The organism is Alkalihalobacillus trypoxylicola, from assembly GCF_001590785.1.
GTDB lineage: Bacteria > Bacillota > Bacilli > Bacillales > Bacillaceae_D > Alkalihalobacillus > Alkalihalobacillus trypoxylicola.
In genome coordinates, this window is record NZ_LTAO01000039.1 from 115,839 (window position 1) to 136,422 (window position 20,584).

21 protein-coding genes and 1 pseudogene are annotated in these 20,584 nt (G+C 34.4%); 12 read left to right on the forward strand and 10 right to left on the reverse strand.

What is annotated here, in order from left to right; all coding sequences use genetic code 11:
* Window positions 1–26: 26 nt before the first annotated feature.
* Together AZF04_RS19695 and AZF04_RS19700 are read right to left on the reverse strand one after the other, a co-directional pair.
* Window positions 27–1,142 (reverse strand): MFS transporter, encoded by a 1,116-nt coding sequence (locus AZF04_RS19695; protein WP_061950261.1) that lies wholly within the window; start codon window positions 1,140–1,142, stop codon window positions 27–29.
* 64 nt (window positions 1,143–1,206) lie between these two features.
* Window positions 1,207–1,743, reverse strand: coding sequence for a TetR/AcrR family transcriptional regulator (locus tag AZF04_RS19700; RefSeq protein WP_061950262.1), 537 nt, complete (start codon window positions 1,741–1,743; stop codon window positions 1,207–1,209).
* Between the two features lie 668 nt (window positions 1,744–2,411).
* Here AZF04_RS19700 and AZF04_RS19705 point away from each other — a divergent pair.
* From AZF04_RS19705 to AZF04_RS19715, 3 genes are all read left to right on the forward strand, one after another.
* Complete coding sequence (locus AZF04_RS19705; protein WP_061950263.1) at window positions 2,412–4,688, forward strand: MMPL family transporter; 2,277 nt, start codon at window positions 2,412–2,414, stop codon at window positions 4,686–4,688.
* 63 nt (window positions 4,689–4,751) lie between these two features.
* Window positions 4,752–6,248, forward strand: coding sequence for a sensor histidine kinase (locus AZF04_RS19710; RefSeq protein ID WP_061950264.1), 1,497 nt, complete (start codon window positions 4,752–4,754; stop codon window positions 6,246–6,248).
* A gap of 4 nt (window positions 6,249–6,252) precedes the next feature.
* Window positions 6,253–6,945, forward strand: coding sequence for a response regulator transcription factor (locus tag AZF04_RS19715; RefSeq protein ID WP_061950265.1), 693 nt, complete (start codon window positions 6,253–6,255; stop codon window positions 6,943–6,945).
* A gap of 116 nt (window positions 6,946–7,061) precedes the next feature.
* On the opposite strand, the gene AZF04_RS19720 is transcribed toward AZF04_RS19715, so the two are convergent.
* Entirely contained in the window at window positions 7,062–7,634 is a 573-nt protein-coding gene (locus AZF04_RS19720; protein ID WP_061950266.1) for an NAD(P)H-dependent oxidoreductase, read from the reverse strand.
* Window positions 7,635–7,758: 124 nt separating this feature from the next.
* Here AZF04_RS19720 and AZF04_RS19725 point away from each other — a divergent pair, with 124 nt between their 5' ends.
* From AZF04_RS19725 to AZF04_RS19735, 3 genes are all read left to right on the forward strand, one after another.
* Window positions 7,759–8,646, forward strand: a complete 888-nt coding sequence (locus AZF04_RS19725; protein ID WP_061950267.1) for a LysR family transcriptional regulator — start codon at window positions 7,759–7,761, stop codon at window positions 8,644–8,646.
* A gap of 135 nt (window positions 8,647–8,781) precedes the next feature.
* Window positions 8,782–9,213: a MerR family transcriptional regulator gene (locus AZF04_RS19730; RefSeq protein WP_061950268.1), complete on the forward strand. Its 432-nt coding sequence runs from the start codon at window positions 8,782–8,784 to the stop codon at window positions 9,211–9,213.
* Window positions 9,206–9,556, forward strand: a complete 351-nt coding sequence (locus AZF04_RS19735) for a DUF4260 domain-containing protein (protein ID WP_061950269.1) — start codon at window positions 9,206–9,208, stop codon at window positions 9,554–9,556. Before AZF04_RS19730 ends, AZF04_RS19735 begins: the two co-directional genes overlap by 8 nt.
* A gap of 61 nt (window positions 9,557–9,617) precedes the next feature.
* On the opposite strand, the gene AZF04_RS21060 is transcribed toward AZF04_RS19735, so the two are convergent.
* From AZF04_RS21060 to AZF04_RS19745, 3 genes are all read right to left on the reverse strand, one after another.
* Entirely contained in the window at window positions 9,618–9,797 is a 180-nt protein-coding gene (locus AZF04_RS21060) for a hypothetical protein (RefSeq protein WP_153017310.1), read from the reverse strand.
* A gap of 136 nt (window positions 9,798–9,933) precedes the next feature.
* The gene (locus tag AZF04_RS19740) at window positions 9,934–11,163 is read right to left on the reverse strand and encodes an MFS transporter (protein ID WP_061950270.1); all 1,230 of its coding nucleotides are present in this window, start codon (window positions 11,161–11,163) and stop codon (window positions 9,934–9,936) included.
* 119 nt (window positions 11,164–11,282) lie between these two features.
* On the reverse strand, window positions 11,283–11,735 hold the full coding sequence (locus tag AZF04_RS19745) for a GNAT family N-acetyltransferase (RefSeq protein ID WP_061950271.1): 453 nt from the start codon (window positions 11,733–11,735) through the stop codon (window positions 11,283–11,285).
* A gap of 108 nt (window positions 11,736–11,843) precedes the next feature.
* On the opposite strand from AZF04_RS19745, the gene pdxR reads away from it, so the two are divergent.
* Window positions 11,844–13,250 carry a MocR-like pyridoxine biosynthesis transcription factor PdxR gene (pdxR, locus tag AZF04_RS19750; protein WP_061950272.1) on the forward strand — a complete coding sequence of 469 codons (1,407 nt, stop codon included), beginning with the start codon at window positions 11,844–11,846 and terminating at the stop codon, window positions 13,248–13,250.
* A gap of 317 nt (window positions 13,251–13,567) precedes the next feature.
* Here pdxR and AZF04_RS19755 read toward each other — a convergent pair.
* Window positions 13,568–14,404, reverse strand: a pseudogene (locus tag AZF04_RS19755) (MBL fold metallo-hydrolase).
* A 703-nt stretch (window positions 14,405–15,107) separates the two neighbouring features.
* Entirely contained in the window at window positions 15,108–15,248 is a 141-nt protein-coding gene (locus AZF04_RS21340) for a hypothetical protein (RefSeq protein WP_156479549.1), read from the reverse strand.
* 400 nt (window positions 15,249–15,648) lie between these two features.
* Between AZF04_RS21340 and AZF04_RS19765 the strand changes: the two genes are divergently transcribed.
* From AZF04_RS19765 to arsC, 5 genes are all read left to right on the forward strand, one after another.
* Entirely contained in the window at window positions 15,649–15,972 is a 324-nt protein-coding gene (locus AZF04_RS19765; protein WP_061950274.1) for an ArsR/SmtB family transcription factor, read from the forward strand.
* Window positions 15,973–16,026: 54 nt separating this feature from the next.
* Window positions 16,027–16,425 carry an ArsI/CadI family heavy metal resistance metalloenzyme gene (locus AZF04_RS19770; RefSeq protein WP_061950275.1) on the forward strand — a complete coding sequence of 133 codons (399 nt, stop codon included), beginning with the start codon at window positions 16,027–16,029 and terminating at the stop codon, window positions 16,423–16,425.
* A gap of 101 nt (window positions 16,426–16,526) precedes the next feature.
* On the forward strand, window positions 16,527–16,865 hold the full coding sequence (locus AZF04_RS19775) for an ArsR/SmtB family transcription factor (RefSeq protein WP_161485282.1): 339 nt from the start codon (window positions 16,527–16,529) through the stop codon (window positions 16,863–16,865).
* Window positions 16,866–16,877: 12 nt separating this feature from the next.
* Window positions 16,878–18,176: an arsenic transporter gene (locus AZF04_RS19780; protein ID WP_061950277.1), complete on the forward strand. Its 1,299-nt coding sequence runs from the start codon at window positions 16,878–16,880 to the stop codon at window positions 18,174–18,176.
* A 14-nt stretch (window positions 18,177–18,190) separates the two neighbouring features.
* Window positions 18,191–18,610, forward strand: coding sequence for an arsenate reductase (thioredoxin) (gene arsC, locus AZF04_RS19785; RefSeq protein ID WP_061950278.1), 420 nt, complete (start codon window positions 18,191–18,193; stop codon window positions 18,608–18,610).
* Between the two features lie 128 nt (window positions 18,611–18,738).
* On the opposite strand, the gene AZF04_RS21705 is transcribed toward arsC, so the two are convergent.
* Entirely contained in the window at window positions 18,739–19,203 is a 465-nt protein-coding gene (locus AZF04_RS21705; RefSeq protein ID WP_061950279.1) for a hypothetical protein, read from the reverse strand.
* 412 nt (window positions 19,204–19,615) lie between these two features.
* Complete coding sequence (locus AZF04_RS19795; protein WP_061950280.1) at window positions 19,616–20,368, reverse strand: alpha/beta fold hydrolase; 753 nt, start codon at window positions 20,366–20,368, stop codon at window positions 19,616–19,618.
* Between the last annotated feature and the right edge of the window lie 216 nt (window positions 20,369–20,584).

Here is a 20,584-nt window from a genome sequence, read left to right on the forward strand (position 1 = left end):
ATAGTGTCATCTCTCTTTTCCCTTTACTATTCTTCGATTGGTATAAATAACCCTAATAACCCTATAGCAGCAAACAAAGTAAAACTAATGGGATAATTAGTCACTTCAATCATCTTTCCTGCAAAAAAAGATCCAACTGATTGACCTAATCCTAATGCTAGAAATGATAAGCTTACCCCTAAAGCAGGTAAATCTTTAAACAGTCTTATAGACCATACTATGAATAAGCCCGTTAAAAATATATAAGAGCTTCCAAATGTAACAGCTGAGAGATAGATGGCGAAGCCTTTAGGAAAGGTAAGAAGCACCATTGAGATTAGTAAAATGAATAATAAAACTCGGTAGGACCAGGACAATCCTCCTTTATGAATAATCCCACCTGCAACTCCTCCTACTATTCCTGCTAAACCCATCACAATCCAAAAAATCACACTTTCATTTGTAGATATTCTATACTCCATGACTAAATAACTTCTTGAAAATGTCCAATAAATTGATGAGCTTATTCCGATTATCAATGATGCTAATAGAAGGTTTTTTGCTTTGATCATAGCGGAAACCCACTCTGTATGATGTTCAACTTTATTTTTTTTGTGTACATTCATTGATGGAATGGAGTAATAATTCCATATCAACACGACGATAGCAAGTAAAACAAATAGAAAGTAGGATAAACGCCAATACTCAGAAAAAAGTAATACAATTGGACCAGTTAAAATCAGACCAAAGCTAGTTCCACTATTTATCCATGTGTTAGCCTGATCTAATTTATTTTTAGGAATAGTATCCTTTGATATTTGACTTAATGCTGGTGACGCTAAACCACTCCCTATTCCAGCTACTATCATACTGATCACTAGATACGAAAAGGCGTGTGCCGTTGCAATTCCTAAAAGGCCGATAACAGCCGTTAGACCAGCAATTATTAGAACATTATGCTGTCCTAGCTTTCTTATCAACTTCGCTGAAAAGAATAGTGCAAAAGAATACGACACATAAGCTGAAGAACCAATCAATCCACTTTCGCCCTCTGATAAATTTAAGGAATTAGCTATGTCAGGTAAAAATAGCCCAAAACTCAAACGAGCGAGAGAATAAGTGACCGCAATCATTGCCAATCCAGGAAATACAATTTTCCACATCTCATTTCACCTCAAATTAAATTTAGATAGAACGATCATTCTATTTTTATTTAAAAAAAGCTCTTCATAATGAAAATAATTTTTTAACCGAATACTTCATTTCATTTGCTACCGTTTCAACATCGAAAACCTCTGATAAAGCAGTAGCACCTTCAAATAACAAAACTACTCGAATCGCTTCGCTTTTGTTTAAACCCTTTTCTAAGAAAAAGCTTACTAAGTCATTTTTGTGCTTTTCAGCAAACCCAACAATTTCACTGTTAGCCTCTTGATTTAAGGAATATTCTTCTTTTGCTCTTAAAAACATGCAACCGTAAGAATTATAGGAACGGATCCAATCCATATGTGCTTCCGCTAATGCCAAAACTAAATCTGTAGAGTTCGTTTTTTTAACTGAAGAATTTAATTGATTTAAGTACCTTGTCTCTCTTCGCTTTAGTACTTCTATTATTAAGTCCTCTTTAGAATGGAAGTGATTATATAAAGTCATAAGTGCAACACCAGATTCTTTAATAATTTGCTTTAAACCTACAGTATGAAAGCCATGGCGATCGAATAATCGCTCTGACTGCTCAAGCAGAATCTCTCTTTTTTTACTCATATGCAATCACTCCTTTTAGATATAACGTTCACTCTATATTAAAAAAGACCATTTTGCAAATTTTATGGCATCTTCTTTCCAATTAGATAAAGGATTTTAAATTTCACTTTAGTTAAGTGAATTTCATCATTGCTCTACAAGTGAATAAAACCGAACATTTATTAAAAAAATGTTTAATGTTTGCGAATTCACTTCTTGATTGAAACGGAAGGTAGTGACTCCCAAAGGAGCAGCGCAGTCTGAAGATCCACTCTGACGAAGCTCTGCGTAGTCGGAGTTAGCTGAAGACAAGCCCTTGGGAAAGCATCTACAGAAAGTGAAAATCAAAAACCAAATCGTTCCGTTTTCATTATAAAAATTTATTGAATGTTTGTTATTTAACTTCTTGATTGAAACGGAAGGTAGTGACTCCCAAAGGAGCAGCGCCGTCTGAAGATCCACTCTGACGAAGCTCTGCGTAGTAAGAGTTAGCTGAAGACAAGCCCTTGGGAAAGCATCTACAGAAAGTGAAAATCAAAACCTAATCGTTCCGTTTTCATTAAAAGGTGTGAATGATGAAATTGATTAAGTTAATAAAAAGATAAGAATTAGTTCACAGATTCATTAGAATTTCTTATTAGACTGAATTCATACATTAAATTTAGTTTCAATGAGGAGGATTTTATAGCATGGAACGTACTTTAAAGACTTTAGGAAAATGGAGTATTAAATATCGATGGGCTTTTATCGCTGTCTGGCTCGTCATTTTTGGTTTGGGAGGATATTATGCCACTCAGGTTGGTGACTATTTAACAGGAGGTGGATGGGGGGTTCCCGGTTCAGGTTCTAATCAAGCATATGAGCTGGTTTCGGAAGAATTTGAATCAAGAGATGCCACATCTTTATCATTTGTCATCAGTCATGAAAAATATGAAGTAGATTCACCACCTTATAGAGAAGCTCTCGCTCAATTAACTTCAACTTTATCAGCAGAATCAGAGATTGATAGTGTATACACATGGTTAGACGCAGAGGAAGGTTTAAAGGATTATTTTATTTCTGACCACCTTCATACAAGTATTGGCTTTATAGAAATGAATGTGGACGAGGGCTTCGCTCAAAAGATTTTGCCTGATATACAAAAGCGATTAACGGACTCACTATCTAATGATTTTGATGCAACCATTTTAGGAGCACCCGCTTTTTGGGGTGAGATGAACCAATTAAGCCAATCTGGTCTTGAAAAAGCACATTTGTATGCTTTACCAATTATTATTCTTGTTTTATTGCTTGTGTTCCGCTCGGTTATGTCTTCGTTAACACCTTTGTTGCTATCAGGGTTTTCTATCGTCGCCTCACTTGGTGTTCTTTATTTTATTGCTCAAATATTTGAATTATCCATCTTTGTACTCGATGCTGCCCTTATGCTAGGAATCGGTGTAGGAATTGATTTTGCCCTTATTTTCATTAAACGATTTCGAGAACAATTAGACACAGTAAGCAATCATTATCATGCTGTTGTAGAAACAATGGCAACAGCAGGTCACGCTATATTATTCTCAGCTTTAACGATTATAGGCTCGATGTCTGCTATTTTAATCGTTGATATTGCAGCTGTCCGTTCAATTGCTTTAGGGGTAATCATCGTTGTCACCTTTTTAATGCTAACAAGTCTTACATTACTGCCTGCTGTTCTAGCGGTTTTCGGTGAGAAGATTAATTCACTGAGAATCCCTTTTATGTCGATAAAAAACGTACCTACTCAACAGGGTAGATGGTATCGGCTTGCACACCGAGTGATGAAGCGACCTATTCTATACTTTGTAGGATCTGTACTCTTTTTAACGGTTCTTGCCTGGCCTGCCTTTGAGCTGGAGGTTTCTACCCCCGATTCACGTATGCTTCCTGAAGATACACAGGTTCGAAGTGGTATGCGTTATTTAGAGGATGGATTTGGTGTAGGTTATTCTGCTCCTATCCAAGTTGTCGTTTCTACTGAAAATGAGAATTTAACAAGTCCAGAAATGATTTCAAATTTACAACGACTTGAAGAAGGCTTACAGGGGATTGCAAATGTTGAAGCAGTCCAATCACTGTTTTCCTTTTTCCCGGAAATGAGCTCTGAAGATATTCACTATCTTCTTGATGAAAATCAAGAATTGCTAACGAATGATGAATGGATGATGCTAAACAGAAATTTAAGTGAAAATCATCAAGTGGTTATATTTGATGTTATTTCTAATAATCATTCCTCTAGTGAAGAAAGTCGAGCAATCGTGCAAGAAATTCGGGAAAATTTCACTATAGATGAGTACTGGACTGTATCGGTAGGTGGTGAAACGGCTGAAGGAATGGATACCAGTCAATCATTAAATGATAGTTTACCCGTGGTTCTAGTTCTCACTCTGACTTTACTCTTTATTGTCCTAATGATTACTTTCAAAAGCCTAATTTTACCACTCAAAGCGATAGTCATGAACATTCTTTCTCTTGGTGCAACCTATGGCGTACTCGTTGCCGTATTTCAATGGGGTTTTGGTTCGAATTTGTTTGGTTTCGGTGAATTTGGCTTTATTCAAAGCTTTATCCCCATTTTACTACTCGGACTCTTATTTAGTCTAAGCACTGATTATGAGGTGTTTTTATTAAGCCGCGTTCAAGAAGAATACGAGAAAGGAATCTCCAATGAAGAAAGTGTTGCTTTAGGTTTAGAAAAAACGGCCCCGATGATTTCTGGAGCAGCCCTAATTATGATTGCTGTTTTTGGTTCGTTTGCATTTGCTGGGGTCCTTCCTATGCAGCAATTAGGATTTGGTATGGCGCTTGCTATTGCATTAGACGCGACTGTGGTCCGCTTGTTTTTAGTTCCAGCAACGATGAAGCTTTTAGGAGCTTGGAATTGGTGGCTCCCCTTTAGACGACAAAAGTTAAAGCCGTCACCAGCTAAAGATCGTTTTATGAATTAAAAGCCATTACTCTTAAAATTTAGCTTATAATGGAGAAGCAAGAAAAAGATAGGAGATTATCATATGTCCATTCGTTTAAAGCTTATTATCTCTTATGTTCTTATGACTATTATTCCAATAGGGTTATTCATTATTTTCCTTCATCTCCTTTTTCATTTATTTTTAAATAACATTGAGGAAATGAGAGATTTTTACCAAGTGGAAGATGGAGCGGTAGAAGCATTTTTTTATGATGAGCTTGCCGCTATAAATGAATTAAAACAAATAGCGTTAACGGAGCCTAATGAATTATTAAAGAAATCATTGATTGAACAATATGAAGCTGTGTTGGAGCACCGACAAGTAAAGATTATCGTTCGCAGAGATGGTCATATTGTAGGGTCATCCCCCCCTGAGGTTTCAGCAATATTAAATCAACTTCCAGCCCATCGTTTAGCCTCTAATCAGCAATCTATGAATCACCAAGGACATCTTGGTGAAGGCGATCAATCTTGGTTGTTTACTGGAACGGACTTTTACTTTGATGATGAGAGTGAAGGCTCATTGTACTTCGCCATCGATGTAGAGCCTGTAGACTCATTTTTGACCAATATGATTCCTATTGTCGTTGCTGGTTTTATTGTAGCCTTTTTACTAACAAATGCCTTAATAACCTATGTCATTTCAAAGCACCTGATTCAGCCTTTAAAAAAGCTTCATGTCTCAGCAGGTGAAATTGCCAAAGGAAATTTAGAGAAGCAAACTGATATTGTTCGTAGAGATGAAATAGGAGATTTAGCAAGGGCTTTTGAAGAAATGAGGCTTCAATTAAAAAAGTCAATTGAAATCCAGAATAAATATGAAGTAAATCGTAAAGAGCTTATTAATAATATATCTCATGATTTAAAAACACCGATTACTTCTATTAAGGGCCATGTTCAAGGCATTATCGATGGTGTTGCTAAAGATCAAAATAAGCTGGAAAAGTATGTACAGGTCATTCATGTAAAGGCCTCCGAAATGGATCAGCTTGTGGATGAACTATTGCTCTTTTCTAAGCTTGATTTAAATAGCATTCCCTTTCATTTTGATCACGTAAACGTCTATGATTATATGATAGACATTGCAGACAGCTTCCAAGATCAATATGAAGACATTACTTTTCAAAAAGACCTGCAAATTAATCCTAACACGCTTATTCATGCCGATCGAAACCAGTTATACAAGGTATTTTCTAATCTTATAGCCAACAGTATAAAGTTCATGAACAAAGAAAATAAAGAAATAACCTTATCTTCGAGTATTAAAAATGAAGCTGTTACCATATCCGTATCAGATAATGGTCAAGGAATTCACCAACAGGATTTACCTTTCATTTTTGATCGTTTTTACCGTGCAGAGGCTTCACGAGGCTCTGACCAAGGAGGGAGCGGAATTGGTCTAGCGATTGTCAAACAGATCATTGACGCTCACCAAGGGTCACTAGGAGTAGAAAGTAAGATGGATAAAGGAACAACGATTTACTTTACGATACCTTTAACCGCAGCAAAGGATAACCGTGTTATGGAGAGTAAGGAGTAATAAAATGAAGCGTATTTTAATCGTTGAAGATGAGAAGAGTATTTCTGAATTGCAGAAGGATTATCTTGAAATCAACGGCTTTGAAGTGGAAACTGAACATACAGGAGATGCGGGATTAGAGCGTGCCTTAGTCGATTACTTTGACCTTATTGTTTTAGATGTTATGCTACCAGGAATGGATGGATTTACAGTCTGCAAAAAAATTCGTGCCCATAAAGAGGTACCCATACTGATGGTTACAGCCAGAGTAGAAGAGATTGATTTAATTCGTGGTCTTGGTTTGGGAGCTGATGATTATATTTTTAAACCATTCAACCCTAACCAATTAGTAGCTAGAGTAAAAGCTCATTTGGCAAGATATGATCGTCTCGTTTCATTAAATGAGCCATCAAACGAACAAACCATTATTGGTCGTTTATCCATTAACCATAGCTCTAGAAAGATTGAATTGGATGGAATTAATGTTGCATTTAGGGCAAAAGAGTTTGATTTACTCGCCTTTTTAGCTCTTCACCCTGGTCAAGTATTTACCAAAATTCATCTCTATGAACGAATTTGGGGTATGGATGCTGCTAGTGATCATACTACCGTAACTGTGCATATCAAAAAAATACGTGATAAGTTATCGATTAATGGAATGGAGTATGACGGAATTGAAACCGTTTGGGGCGTAGGGTATCGTTTTAAAAAAGATTAGTAGTTAGTAACGAGAAAAGTAGTAAGCTTAATGGTTTAGAATAGGAGGTGTGATCGAATAATGATTTCACCTCCTAATTCTTTTTTTATTTTCCATATTTAAATAAACTCCCGTAGTTAACCAATAAATGATCGATTTGCAAGAACATGAGACTGTAAATGCTTTTGTAGTCTCTCTAAACTAGGACTCACTGTTTCTAACCTCATGGACGAGTAGACGGAAAAGGTAGGGAGTTGCTGAAAACCACAATATTCAAATGTCTTGTGAACGGGAAACAAAACCTGTTCCTCACTAAGCCCTTCTAGAAATGTGTTCCTTTCATTGTTGAAAACCGATGATTGAGCTCCCCAGGTAATAGATAGCATATATTTTTTATTTTTAAATAGCCCTCCTTTGCCAAAACTTTTTGCTTTACCAAAAAAGACATCTGGAATAAACACATCATCGATATACTTTTTTAAAATACCCGGTAAACTAAACCAATAGATAGGCGCTTGTATCATAACCACATCTGCTTTTTTAAATTTGTTGATTTCTTCTGATACCTCATAGCCACTTATTACATCTGAAGTCATAATCGTAAACTCATCACTCACTACCTTCTTTATTTCGTTACTTAATCGTTTATTTAATCCTCCTTGCGCTCTTTCGTATTCGTCATGCCCATTAATAAGTAATAAATTTTTCATCGTAAACCCCTCCCAGTGGATTGAAGTAAATGTACTTAAAGGTTACACTACTATTTAACATCACAAAAGATGATTATTTCGATTCTAACAATCGATTTTTCCGATGGATGGAAGGAGAATTATTTTGGATATTAAACACTTAAAAACCTTCTTAGATACATGCGAAACATTAAATTTCACGAAAACAGCTACGAGACTTCAATATGCTCAGTCTAGTGTAACAGCCCAAATAAAGAGATTAGAAAGTGAGCTCGATTTGAAATTATTCGAACGATTAGGAAAAAAAATGATATTGACCCAATCAGGAGAAAGATTAAAGACTTATGCTCACAAGCTTGTTTCCTTAGAAGAAGAAGCTCGAACCTCAATGTTAACTGCACAAGATGAAGGAACACTCGTTATTGGTGCTCAGGAAAGTCAATGTACTTATCGATTGCCCCATTTATTAAGAGATTATAAATTAAAATATCCTACAATTGATTTAATTTTTAAATCTGCCCATTCAGATGAGGAGGCTACTAAAAGTTTAATAGAGGGAGAGATTGATTTAGCGTTTATTTTGGATACGCAAAGAGAACATCCCACTCTACTATCAACACCTTTACTTGAAGAGAGACTTCTTCTAGTCAGTTCTCCTGTACATCGATTTAGCCATCTTAGCCAAATCTCTCCAAATGATTTAACAACAGAAACGATTTTATATACAGAAAAGGGCTGCTCGTATAGAAACATATTCGAAAATGCACTGCTTACCCATCAAGTTCATCCGAAAACAACTTTAGAATTTATTAGCTTAGAAGCCATCAAGAGATGTGTTATGGCCAACCTTGGAATAGCTCTATTACCAGAAATGGTTGTCGATCAGGAGCTCAAAAATGGACATTTAGTCGAATTACCTTTCCATTACAATATGCCTGTCCTTACTACCCAAATGGCTTATCATAAAAATAAATGGATTTCGAATCACCTCAGAGACTTTATAGATATGACTAAGCTTTATTTTAAAAAATGATACTTGCAAGCAATTGAACGGCTTCTAAGCGCTATCTCATGCGCAAAACACGGGTATTAATCTTTTTAATTTATCATTTCCTATTGACCTTGGAGTTTGCTCCAATGTTACATTTAATTTGGGAGGGATCACACATTGAAAATCAAAGAATTTGCTGCAAAGTATCATATGAAGCCAGATACAGTTCGTTACTATGAAAAGGAAAATCTATTGACTCCAAAAAGACTGAATAATAGTTACCGTGAATACGATGAAACCTGTGAAAAACAGTTGCAATTCATTATTGTATTGAAGCAAATGGGTTTTACTATTAAAGAGATACAACAGGTTCTTATGTTAAGAGACCAACCTATATCAACAACATGCAACGTTTCTACTGTTTCGTTATTAGATAAAAAAATGTCCAAACTAGAAGAAAAAATTCATTTTTACCAAAAAGCATTGGAAGTTATAGAACGAATTAAAGCTTTAATCAACGAAGGAAAATACGAACAAAACAAAGAAGTTATCGAGGAACTAATGTTGGGGTTCTTTCATAACATTCAATCGGAGGAATTTAATGAATAATCAACTGATCGTTCGAATCGAAAATGGAATTGCCTTTTTATTTTCATTTTATATTTATGTACAGTTAGATTTTCCAATATGGTTATTTTTTGTCCTTCTATTAGTTCCTGATGTGACAATGATCGGATACGCATGGAATCATAAAATAGGAGCGAGCATTTATAACCTAGGACATAGCCTTATTTTACCTTTAATATTTCTACTTTTCGCTATTTTTTTTAAAGTAGATACCTTACTTTTGCTATCTATCATCTGGCTTGCACATATCTTTATAGATCGTTTCTTTGGATACGGTTTAAAATACCCTGACAATTTTAAGCATACACATATTCAAGAGATTTAAAGAGGATTAAATAAAAGACAAATCTTTTATCTTCCTACTATAAAAACTAATCTGATTGAAACTAACTTTTGAAATCGAGATATTTAGAGAACTTATAGAAAAGAATTCCTGTTACTGAAGTTACAACAAAAGGAATGACCGCATATAGAGTACTTATCGTTAATAAAACAAACAAATAAATACTACACGCAGCTAATAACCAGCTTGTTATCATAAGAAAACTAGAAATAAAGTCCTTCATAGTAGCTCCTTTCGAAATTGAATGGTATTTAGGAAGAAAAAGGAAAACGATAAAATCGATTAATTTTATACAAAAGAGATAGAATTTTTCTGTCAAATCATCGAGTTCCTTTTTCTCAAAATTTAGTTTCGTATTATCAAATGGTATCTGGACTATTAAGCTTATATTCTCTCAATTCATTCCATTTAAATGCCAATAAGGAAACGATAAAATAAGCAGCTCCTGCCAGTAAATATACAAATTGTACACCTATTAAATCGGCTGTAACCCCTATGACTAAAACCATCACCCCTGATAAAGGAGTTAAAAACGAGCTTCTAGCAGCCATAATACTAGCTCTGCGTTGTTCTGGGATTGCGTCTTGTAATAAAGCAACCTGACAAATATCCCTTGCTTGATACATCGGCCCCATCAAAACACAAAGTATTAATGCCATAACAGGATTGGTATTAAGAGCAAATAGGATGGTTAATATCCCCATCGATAGACCACTACAACCTATCATAACACCTATTCTAGATGAGAACCGATCCGCCTTAAATGTAACCAATAAGCTTCCTAAAATAGCTCCTACAAAATAAGCAGCATTTATAAAGCCCCACCATTGCTCTCCTACACCTAGAACGACTTTTGTAAATGCAAGAATTAATGCTGATGTCCAAATAGCATTTGCAATGGCTTCAATTGAATCCATAATTGTAATACCTCGTACTACTTTAATATTCCAGAGCTCTTTCCATGCTGGTGTTGTTAGCTTTACTTTTGGTGTAGCTTTCTGAATACTACTTAAACGAATCGTTTGAATAAGAATACCACTTGAAATAAACAACAAAGCCATCATCCCAATTAAAATTTGAAGAGGAATATATAGACTTAAAACAGCTCCTAACGCCCAGCCCGCGGTTGCTAATAATTGGTCTATCATCACTAAAGTTCCATTTGCTTTTATATACTCATTTTTAGTAACGACTAAAGGTAAAAAGGCAAATCTAGCAGGAGAATACCAAGCATTTAAAAACGACAAACCTACAAGACTTACAAACATTAAAATAAAACCAACAGAAGAATCCAGATACAAAAAATACCCTACCGATATAGCACTTACTCCCTTTAACCACCCTGAAGCATGTAATATTCTCTTCAAAGGAAACCGTTCTATATAATAAGAAGCTAAAATCGAGCTAACAAAAAGCGTTAAAGACATCGTTGCCAGCACTAGTGCAGGCCCAGTTGCACTTTCTGTCCTTTGATACACCTCTACCATTACAATAACCTGTATTAATATTTGAGCTAAAGAATTAAAAGATTGAGATAGCCATAACTTTAGGAAATTTGTCTGTTTAAAAATGGACTGTTTTGTTTCCATACTCCCTCCATAGCTATGTGATTACTTCCTAAATTAACATAAAAACAGAACTTTCTAAACAAAAACATTTAGAAAGTTCTGTTATTTACTTACATGATTAAGATTTGATTTTAGTAACATTAACGGATTTCATATACTAACCATTCAGATAATTGCCCTCCCATTTTATTATAAAGTGATTGAGCAACGAGATTATCCTTTGCTGTTTCCCATATCATAGAAGAAAAATCATGCTCTCGTATGTATGCTAAATTTGTTTGGAATAGTTGCTCACCGATTTTTTTACCTCTTGCCTTAGGAACGACAAATAAATCATTTAAACAAGCCTGTCTTTTCACACTAAGTGTACTGAAAGTAAAATATAATGTGGAAAATCCTAATAACTCATCATTTTCCTCTACTACAAACTGTAAACCCATCCTTTGATCATGTATTAGCTCTTCAATTAATTGTAATAGCGAGTCCTCATTAGGTTTAGGCTGTTTATAAAAATCAACAATATATTGTTCCATTAAATTTTTCAATGCTGGAATATCCTCTACTTTTGCTTTTCTAATTTTAAATGAGCTCATCACTTAATCTCTCCTTTATGTTTTATGATAAAATAATACGAAAAGTTTGTACTTGTTAAAAGTGACAGATTTCATCATTTTTACAGGGACAGTTTAAGGAGCAATCATATGGATTTCACATTCTGGCTTAATCAATCATCTAAAGATCCTTTATATATGCAGCTTTATACCTTTATTAAAACAGAAATACAAAATGGACAGTTAGAGGCTGGGGTGAAGCTACCTTCCATTCGACAGCTCGCTTCCCATTTAAACATAAGCAAAAATACCGTAGAAGTGACTTATCAGCAATTAATTGCAGAAGGTTATGTAGAAAATAAAGAAAGAGTTGGTTTTTATGTAGCAGCGTTTGATGCTGATTTAATTCCTCAAAAGCAATCGAATCAACCACTATTTGCAGAAGTATCAAAAAACGAGGACAAAACATTCACTTATGATTTTAGACAAGGAAAAATTGATTTAGACGATTTTCCTTATTCTATCTGGCGAAGGCTTTCTAATGAAAGCATAATAGCTGAAAATAATAGTACGTTTTTATATGGAGACCCTCAAGGCGAACCGGAATTAAGGGTACAGATAGCCAAATACCTCTACCATTCCAGGGGAGTTCATTGCTCACCTAATCAAATAATTGTAGGCGCTGGTACTCAATCATTGCTTAGTTTATTATGTCAATTAATTGGTATGGATCATCGAAATGTAGCAATAGAGGAGCCTGGATACGATGGAGCAAAAATGGTTTTTAAAAACCTAGGTTTTAATCTCCATCCTATTGAACTTGATGAAAATGGAATTGGGATAGAGCCTTTGAAAAATACCGATGCAAAGATTGTTTATGTTACACCCTCACACCAATTTCCTATGGGCATGATTATGCCTTACTCTAAGCGAATTCAATTATTACACTGGGCGGAAGCATTCAATGGCTACATAGTGGAGGACGACTATGACGGTGAATTTAGATATATCGGTAAACCCATTCCCTCTTTACAAGGGTTAGACTCCACAGGGAAAGTGATTTATTTAGGTACCTTTTCTAAATCTCTTTCTCCTGCTTTACGTATGAGTTATATGGTATTGCCTCCATTATTGCTCTCACAATTCAAAGACACATTTCCTTCCTACGAACCCACTTGCTCTAAACTCCATCAAAAAACACTGCAACTATTTATGGAGAATGGACATTGGGATAGACACATCCGAAAAATGAGAAAGACCTACCAAAACAAGCACTCAGCTCTAGTTTCAAGTATTAAGAGGATGTTTGGGAGCCGTGTTCAAATGATTGGTAGCCATTCTGGATTACATATTTTATTAAAAATCGATAACCAAATGAGTGAAGCGGAATTAATACATAGTGCTAGGGAAAATGATGTTAAGGTATATGCTACTTCAACGTATTGGATGAATGAGACAAACACAGAATCCCCAATGATTTTACTAGGCTTTGGCGGTTTAACAGAGGAACAAATTCGTGAGGGGATTAGCAGGTTATGTAGGGCATGGTTTCAATAATTGAATGGAACCTGTCAGGGCGTATAAATAAAAAGAACGATGACTTTGTAGGCGAGAGCTCAGTTTTTTCTATTGTTTTAAACCCAAGAAAGTGCAGTCAGATTTGGATTTTCAATTTTTTTAAAAAAAGAAATTGAAAAAATTTACTATGTTAAAGTGTGGTTGTCCGCAATAAACGAATCCTATTTCTTCATAAAAAAGGGACTTACCCTATTTTGGTAAAGCCCCTTTAGTGCCATTGTATAGTTATTAATTAAACATGTAACTTCTCATTAACTTTATTCAAAGTGTATTAACAATGATGAACCTACTATATGTTATGTCTTAAACCAAGTCCCTTCTATAGCTGATAAATATCTAGTTATTGATAGATTCACTCGATTTTTAGCGTCATTTTTTATTACTCAATTGAATGCATCATATAAACAATCATATTGTAGTTCGTTTGTTCTTTTATTTATTCTTTTAACCGTTTTAATGGGGAGAGGTATTAAATTGGGATAACTGTACATAAGGCTTACCCAATTTCGATCAGAAACAACCCTTATAATATCACCAGTCAATAATAAACCTTTCCCGTCGGCACCCTTTTTCCACTCTAATATAGTACCACCTTTAAAGTGGCCACCTATCCTTTGAAGAACTAAATTGTTTGTTAACTGTAATGATTCACCAGACCAATAACGTATCTTCTCACTCGACCTAGTAACCCACTCTCTATCATCCTCATGAATATAAATAGGACAATCAAAGGTTTCTGCCCATTCGACTTGACTTGAATAATAATGCGGATGGGATAATGCTATCGCTGCTATTCCTCCTTCCTTTTTTATAGTTTGAATTGTGTCCTTATCTAAAAATGTAATGCAATCCCATAGTAGATTGAAATGATTATCTTTTACTAAATAAGCAGTTTGACCGATACCAAAATTAGGCTCTGTTTTTATACTTAATAAGTTATTTTCTTCATCTTTAAACACATTTTTATAAATACCACTGCTTATTAACTTAGATAATGTTGTCCACTCTTGTCCTTTAACATTGACGTATTGTCTTTCTTCTTCACAAATAGAACATTTACTAGGTTCATTTATGGATTCGTCATGCTGAACGCCACAAGTTTGACAGATATAGTTTGTTTTACTATTACTCATTTCGTCTTTTCATTCCTTTCCTAATGAATTTGTTTTTCTAATTTTTTTAGTTTCTCTAAAGTTGTATATATAAGAATATTATAATTGCGATTTTCTTTAACCACCTCAATCAAAAAATGTATTCAGTCTACAACAATAGTCGTAAAGTATAATGATTTTATGTTACCTTTTATTAATAACCTACCTCCATTAGTTAAAAAGAAGCACATGATTAATTAGTCGTTACCTTTTTAGATGACACCTTTTAGTTTAGGAAATCCATGTCCTACTTTATCATTTTTAAAATTCGCTTTTCTTTTTCCATTTTAATTTTGTTATTTATGGTAAAATAATGAAAAAAGGCGGTGGTTACTTTGACAGTAAAGGAATATAGCTTATCTATCGTATTGAATGCGTTTTTAGCCTATTTGTGGATACTTTTTATTACTCACACTGTTAATATGGTTAATTCAATGAATAACTCATTTTTTGTGGGGATCATACTAATAGGGATAGGTACTGTACTATTTTTTGAAATTTTCCATAGAGTAACACCTTTTAATACATACAAATTCTCGCATCCGCTAAGAATTACAGGTGTCGCTTCTTTTATATTAGTTGTAGCAGTTCACTTTTTGGCGTTTAACTTGGTTTAGTTTTAGATAGAATTTAACCTCCAGTAAAGTTACCAATCTCTACTTTTATTAAAAAGCTCCTATATATATTAAAAAAAGAAATACACTGTGAGGAAAATGATTATTACTAATCCCCAAATGATAACTTGGTACTTTGTTCGTTTGCCAGAAAATAATGAAGCAATTGAACCTAATGCTAAAATAGTAATAAAAATAAACCAATCTGACATCTTGTATTACCCTCCTTAAAAGGATTTATTTCCTAATTTGAGTCAATTTCATAATTACTTTATAAATGAATAAAACCGACCAGCGTCCTTAATGTTTGCGAATTCAATCGTTGATTGTAACAGTAGGTAGTGACTCCCAAAGGAGCAGCGCCGTGTGAAGATCCACTCTGACGAAGCTTTGCGTAGTTAGAGTTAGCTGAAGACAATCCCTTGGGAAAGCATCTACCGAAAGTGAAAATCAAAACCTAATCGTTCCATTTCATTATAAGATATGAATGATGAAATGGACTCATTTAAAAACTAAAATAGATGGACTATTAATCAAAAATATTTGATTTAATAAAAATCTAATGATACAATACTATTAATCAAAAAAATTAGATGAATGAGGTGTAGCCTTATGAATGGCTCTCTTCCTAAAGTTAACAAACTTTCCTCAGAAGAATTGAATACTTTTGAAAAGCAGTTTAAAGCATTGGCAGATACCAAAAGGTTACACTTGCTTAATTTATTAAGTATTAGAGGCGAAATGTGTGTGTGTGATTTAATTGAAGAATTAAAAATGCCACAGTCAAAACTTTCTTACCATTTAAAAATAATGACAGATGCAAACATACTTCAAAAAGAAACAAGAGGAACGTGGAGTTATTATAGCGTCAATGAAGGTCACGTAGATAACCTATTATCTGAACAACTTTGCTGTATCTTAAAACCGTCTAAATAACGGTTTTAATTTATAAATTATATATCAAAAAAAATTGATTAAGGAGAGATTTGTATGATTAATGTCCACATCGGCTTAAATGTAAAAAATATGGAAGAAAGCAAGGATTTCTACAGAAAACTTTTTAGCATAGAACCCGTTAAAGAAAAGCAAGGCTATGTTAAATTTTTAATGACCAACCCTCATTTAAATTTAACTTTAACAAAAGTAGAAGAAGTTAAAGGCAATCAAATTAATCACTTAGGTGTCCAAGTTGATTCAAAAGAAATAGTCTTACAACATAAAGAACGTCTTGAAAAACAAGGCTTTTTCGCAAGAGAAGAAATGGATACGACTTGCTGCTATGCGGTTCAAGATAAATTTTGGATAACAGACCCAGACGGAAATGAATGGGAGTATTTTTATACAAAAGAGGACATTGAAGAAAAAGATTCATCATGTTGTATAAACTAATTTAATCTACTCTATTTGGATTTTATATAAGTATCTATGCATATAAATATTGACTTATATAAAATACTACTTATATAATCTCCTTTGGAGAGGTGATCATTTTGAATAAAAAACTTAGTTTAGTAGAGTTGTCTTCATACTTAAAGGTTGTTAGTGATCCTACAAGATTTTTAATCATTAAACTTTTAGAAAGAAGAACTTATTGTGTCTGTGAATTCGTTGAAATGCTTGGCATTAGTCAACCAGCGGTAAGTCAACATTTACGCAGGCTAAAAGATTCAGGGCTTGTGTTAGAAGAAAAAAGAGAACAATGGCGTTATTTCTCTATCAATCAAACCTCCCCTTTTTATTCAATCATCGAGGAACTTTTAAAACGTAGTGACAATGGAGATGAACGATTCAAACAAGCCATAGATAAAGAAGGGCTTGCTCAATGTTAAGGGGGAATAAGAATGACATCAGTGATTTTAGCTTCACTCATTTTCATCGTGACATTAGTATTTGTGATTTGGCAGCCTAAAAACTTAAATATAGGTTGGTCTGCTTGTGGAGGTGCTTTACTAGCACTTTTACTAGGTGTCGTTAGTCTCAATGATGTTATAGATGTTACAGGTATGGTTTGGAATGCAACACTAACCTTTATCGCCGTTATCATTATTTCTTTAATATTAGATGAAATAGGCTTTTTTGAATGGTCTGCTCTACATATGGCAAGAGTAGCAAAGGGAAATGCAATTGTGATGTTCATCTATATTTGTATGCTCGGTTCTGTAGTAGCTGCCTTTTTCGCTAATGATGGAGCTGCGCTTATTTTAACACCTATTGTCTTAGCAATGGTTCGTTCGTTAAACCTTAATGAAAAGATGATTTTCCCTTTTATAATGGCAAGTGGATTCATTGCCGATACAACTTCCCTTCCACTCATCGTGAGTAACCTAGTCAATATTGTGTCGGCTGATTTCTTTGGTATTGGATTTATTGAGTATGCAACTAGAATGATTGTACCTAACTTTTTTGCATTAGCTTCAAGTATTATGGTACTCCTACTTTATTTTAGAAAAAGGATTCCAAAAAGGTATGATTATTCTCAGCTCAAAGAACCTGTTCTTGCTATTAAAGATAAAAAAATGTTTCGTATTTCATGGTTTGTATTAGGTCTTTTAGGTGTTGGGTATATGGTCAGCGAATTTGTTCATATTCCCGTTTCTTTAGTAGCTGGGGTGATTGCTCTTATTTTCTTAATCATCTCAAGACAAAGCTCTGCGGTTGAAACGAATGCAATCTTAAAAGGAGCACCCTGGAATATCGTCTTCTTCTCAGTTGGGATGTACGTTGTAGTTTATGGGTTAAGAAATGTAGGATTAACTGACGTATTGGCAGAGGTTATTCTAGTTGTTGCTGATAACGGATTATTTGCTGCTACGATGGGAATGGGTTTCATTGCCGCTTTACTCTCTTCTGTTATGAATAACATGCCGACCGTATTAATTAACGCTATAGCAATTGCTGAAACTGGAACAACAGGATTGACGAAAGAAGCTCTCATCTATGCAAATGTTATCGGAGCTGACTTAGGTCCGAAGATAACACCTATTGGGTCACTAGCTACATTATTATGGCTACACGTCTTATCCAAAAAAGGAGTTAAAATCTCTTGGGGAACCTATTTTAAAACAGGAATAATCATTACAATACCGGTATTATTTATAACCTTGTTTGGATTATACTTATGGCTATTATTAATATATTAAAGGAGATTTTATAGATGTCTAAAAAAACGCTCTACTTTTTATGTACAGGAAACTCTTGCCGTAGTCAAATGGCTGAAGGCTGGGCAAAGCACCATTTAGCTGATGAATGGAATGTATATAGTGCAGGGATTGAAGCTCATGGGTTAAATCCTCATGCTGTTAAAGCGATGAAAGAAGTTGGTATTGATATAAGTAACCAAACATCTGATATCATCGATTCTAATATTCTAAATAACGCTGATTTTGTGGTAACTTTATGCGGTGATGCAGCTGATAAGTGCCCCATGACTTCGGCTAATGTTAAACGTGACCACTGGGGATTTGATGACCCCGCAAAAGCAGAAGGAACCGAAGAAGAAAAATGGTTAATTTTCCAACGAGTAAGAAACGAGATTGGTGAAAGAATTAAACAATTTACTGAAACAGGCAAGTAATGTTAGAAGAGGAAATTTTTTAACGGTTCATAAATCTCCCTTTTTGATAATGGCCACTTTCAACATTCTAAGTGACCTCATCCAGGAAGGGAGCTCGTTTCAATTTGCCCCTACCTAAATCATTCTCTTTATAAAACCATCCCCTTTTTCTCGGCATCGGTATCTAAAGAAATACCGATGGCTAAACCAATGCTCATTCCAATTGGTAATCCTAATGCAATATTATCCATTACGGAAATGCCAAATAATAAACCAAGACTCATACCAATAGACATATAAATGCTCATATAATAACCTTTTGTTATGAGCTTATGTTTCTTTGTTAAATGAGACGTTAAATGATTGATTTTTAGTCGATAATCTTTACTATCTTGTTCTGAGAGTTGACTTCCTTTTTCTTTCATTTGTAAGATATGCTCTTCTAAGTCAACAAAATGCCGGCGACATTCCTCACATTCTGGCGCAAAGGAACTCAGCCTCTGAACTATTTTCTTAAAGCTTTCTATATCAAATTTTACAGCCGTTTTCTTATCAACTTTGCTTCTCATTTCTTCAACGATATTTTGAAGATTCTCCACTCTTTCGCTTTCCATGGGTACACCTCCTTAGTATATAAATGTACAAATCCAATTTATCCTGTCTCTAACCTCTCGCTACTAGTCATTCATCACTATAAATATATCCAAATATTTAGACCTGAGTTGTTTCTTCTCTTTATTCTACGTATCTTTAAACTAAAAGTTTCAGTGACGTTCTTAATCCGTTTTTATCGCTTCAACTTATATGAATATAATAGACAAGGTGAACTCCAACTAGATTCCTCCTTGTCTATTATTCCATTTTAATAAGTGTCTCAAGCTTTAGATTAATGTTTCTATGATGGTCACTAATGCTTAGGTATGTGCCAGAAATCGAATAGTATTACGAGTTTTAAAAAAAACAGATATCTCCATTAAGAAAAGACTGTATACGATGATAAAATAGATAAGTTTTCAATATTTATTTTTAATCACTTGTCTCATTTTCAATCCACTCTTCTATTGTTGTGTTAAATAGTTTAGGGTTGGCTAAAGAAACACCATGACCCATTTTAGTGAATATACGACCTTTACAGTTAGGATTGCTCTCCATAATTTCGTTCATTGAGTCCCTCATGATTTTCCTCTCTTTCTCTCCTACGGTCACTAATATTTTGCTAGTAGAGCTCTCAAAACTACTAGGTATCTTAAATGACATGTTTTCATTCATAATCCTTACGAACGCATCCTTGTTCATTTGACCACTCTCTTGAAAATAAGTGACTTGGTAATCTTTATCTATGTACATTGATTTTGCTTGGATGTTGGAAAATGCTCTAAATCTTACAAGCGGAAATGCAAACATCATTGATTTAATTAGTGCATTAGCAAAAGGAATTTGCTTCACCAAAGCACTGTTAACCATAGCGAAATCGATCAGATGCGGCTTCTTACTGAGCATAGCAATCAATACTTGAGCACCTAATGAGAAGCCTATTACGATAACACGTTTTCCTTTGCCTTTTTCTTCAATAAGTTTATTGATTTCATCAGCAACATCATTAATCGTGAATTGTAGTCCTTTTTTACTTCGTCCGTGTTCAGGCAGATCTGGAACTAAGCAGTGAAATTTCGAACAAAAGTGTTCAATTTGCTTATCCCACATCCAACCACTTACCCCACCACCATGCACAAATACCATCAGTGCAGAATGTTCTTCTCCATATTCTTTATAATACAATTCAAATTCACCTCATATTAAAAGTTTCTAATACTTTAATCATACAATAAAAAAATATATATACTCTTTTTTATGACAAAGCAAAAATATTAACGAAAACCGTCTTCTATTAATAACTTGTAAACGTCAAGGTTTGTATGTACATTTTTGATTACGTAAGAATGTACAATTTCAACTATCGTCCTTTTTTAGATGGTCCTTAATCCTGTAAGATTG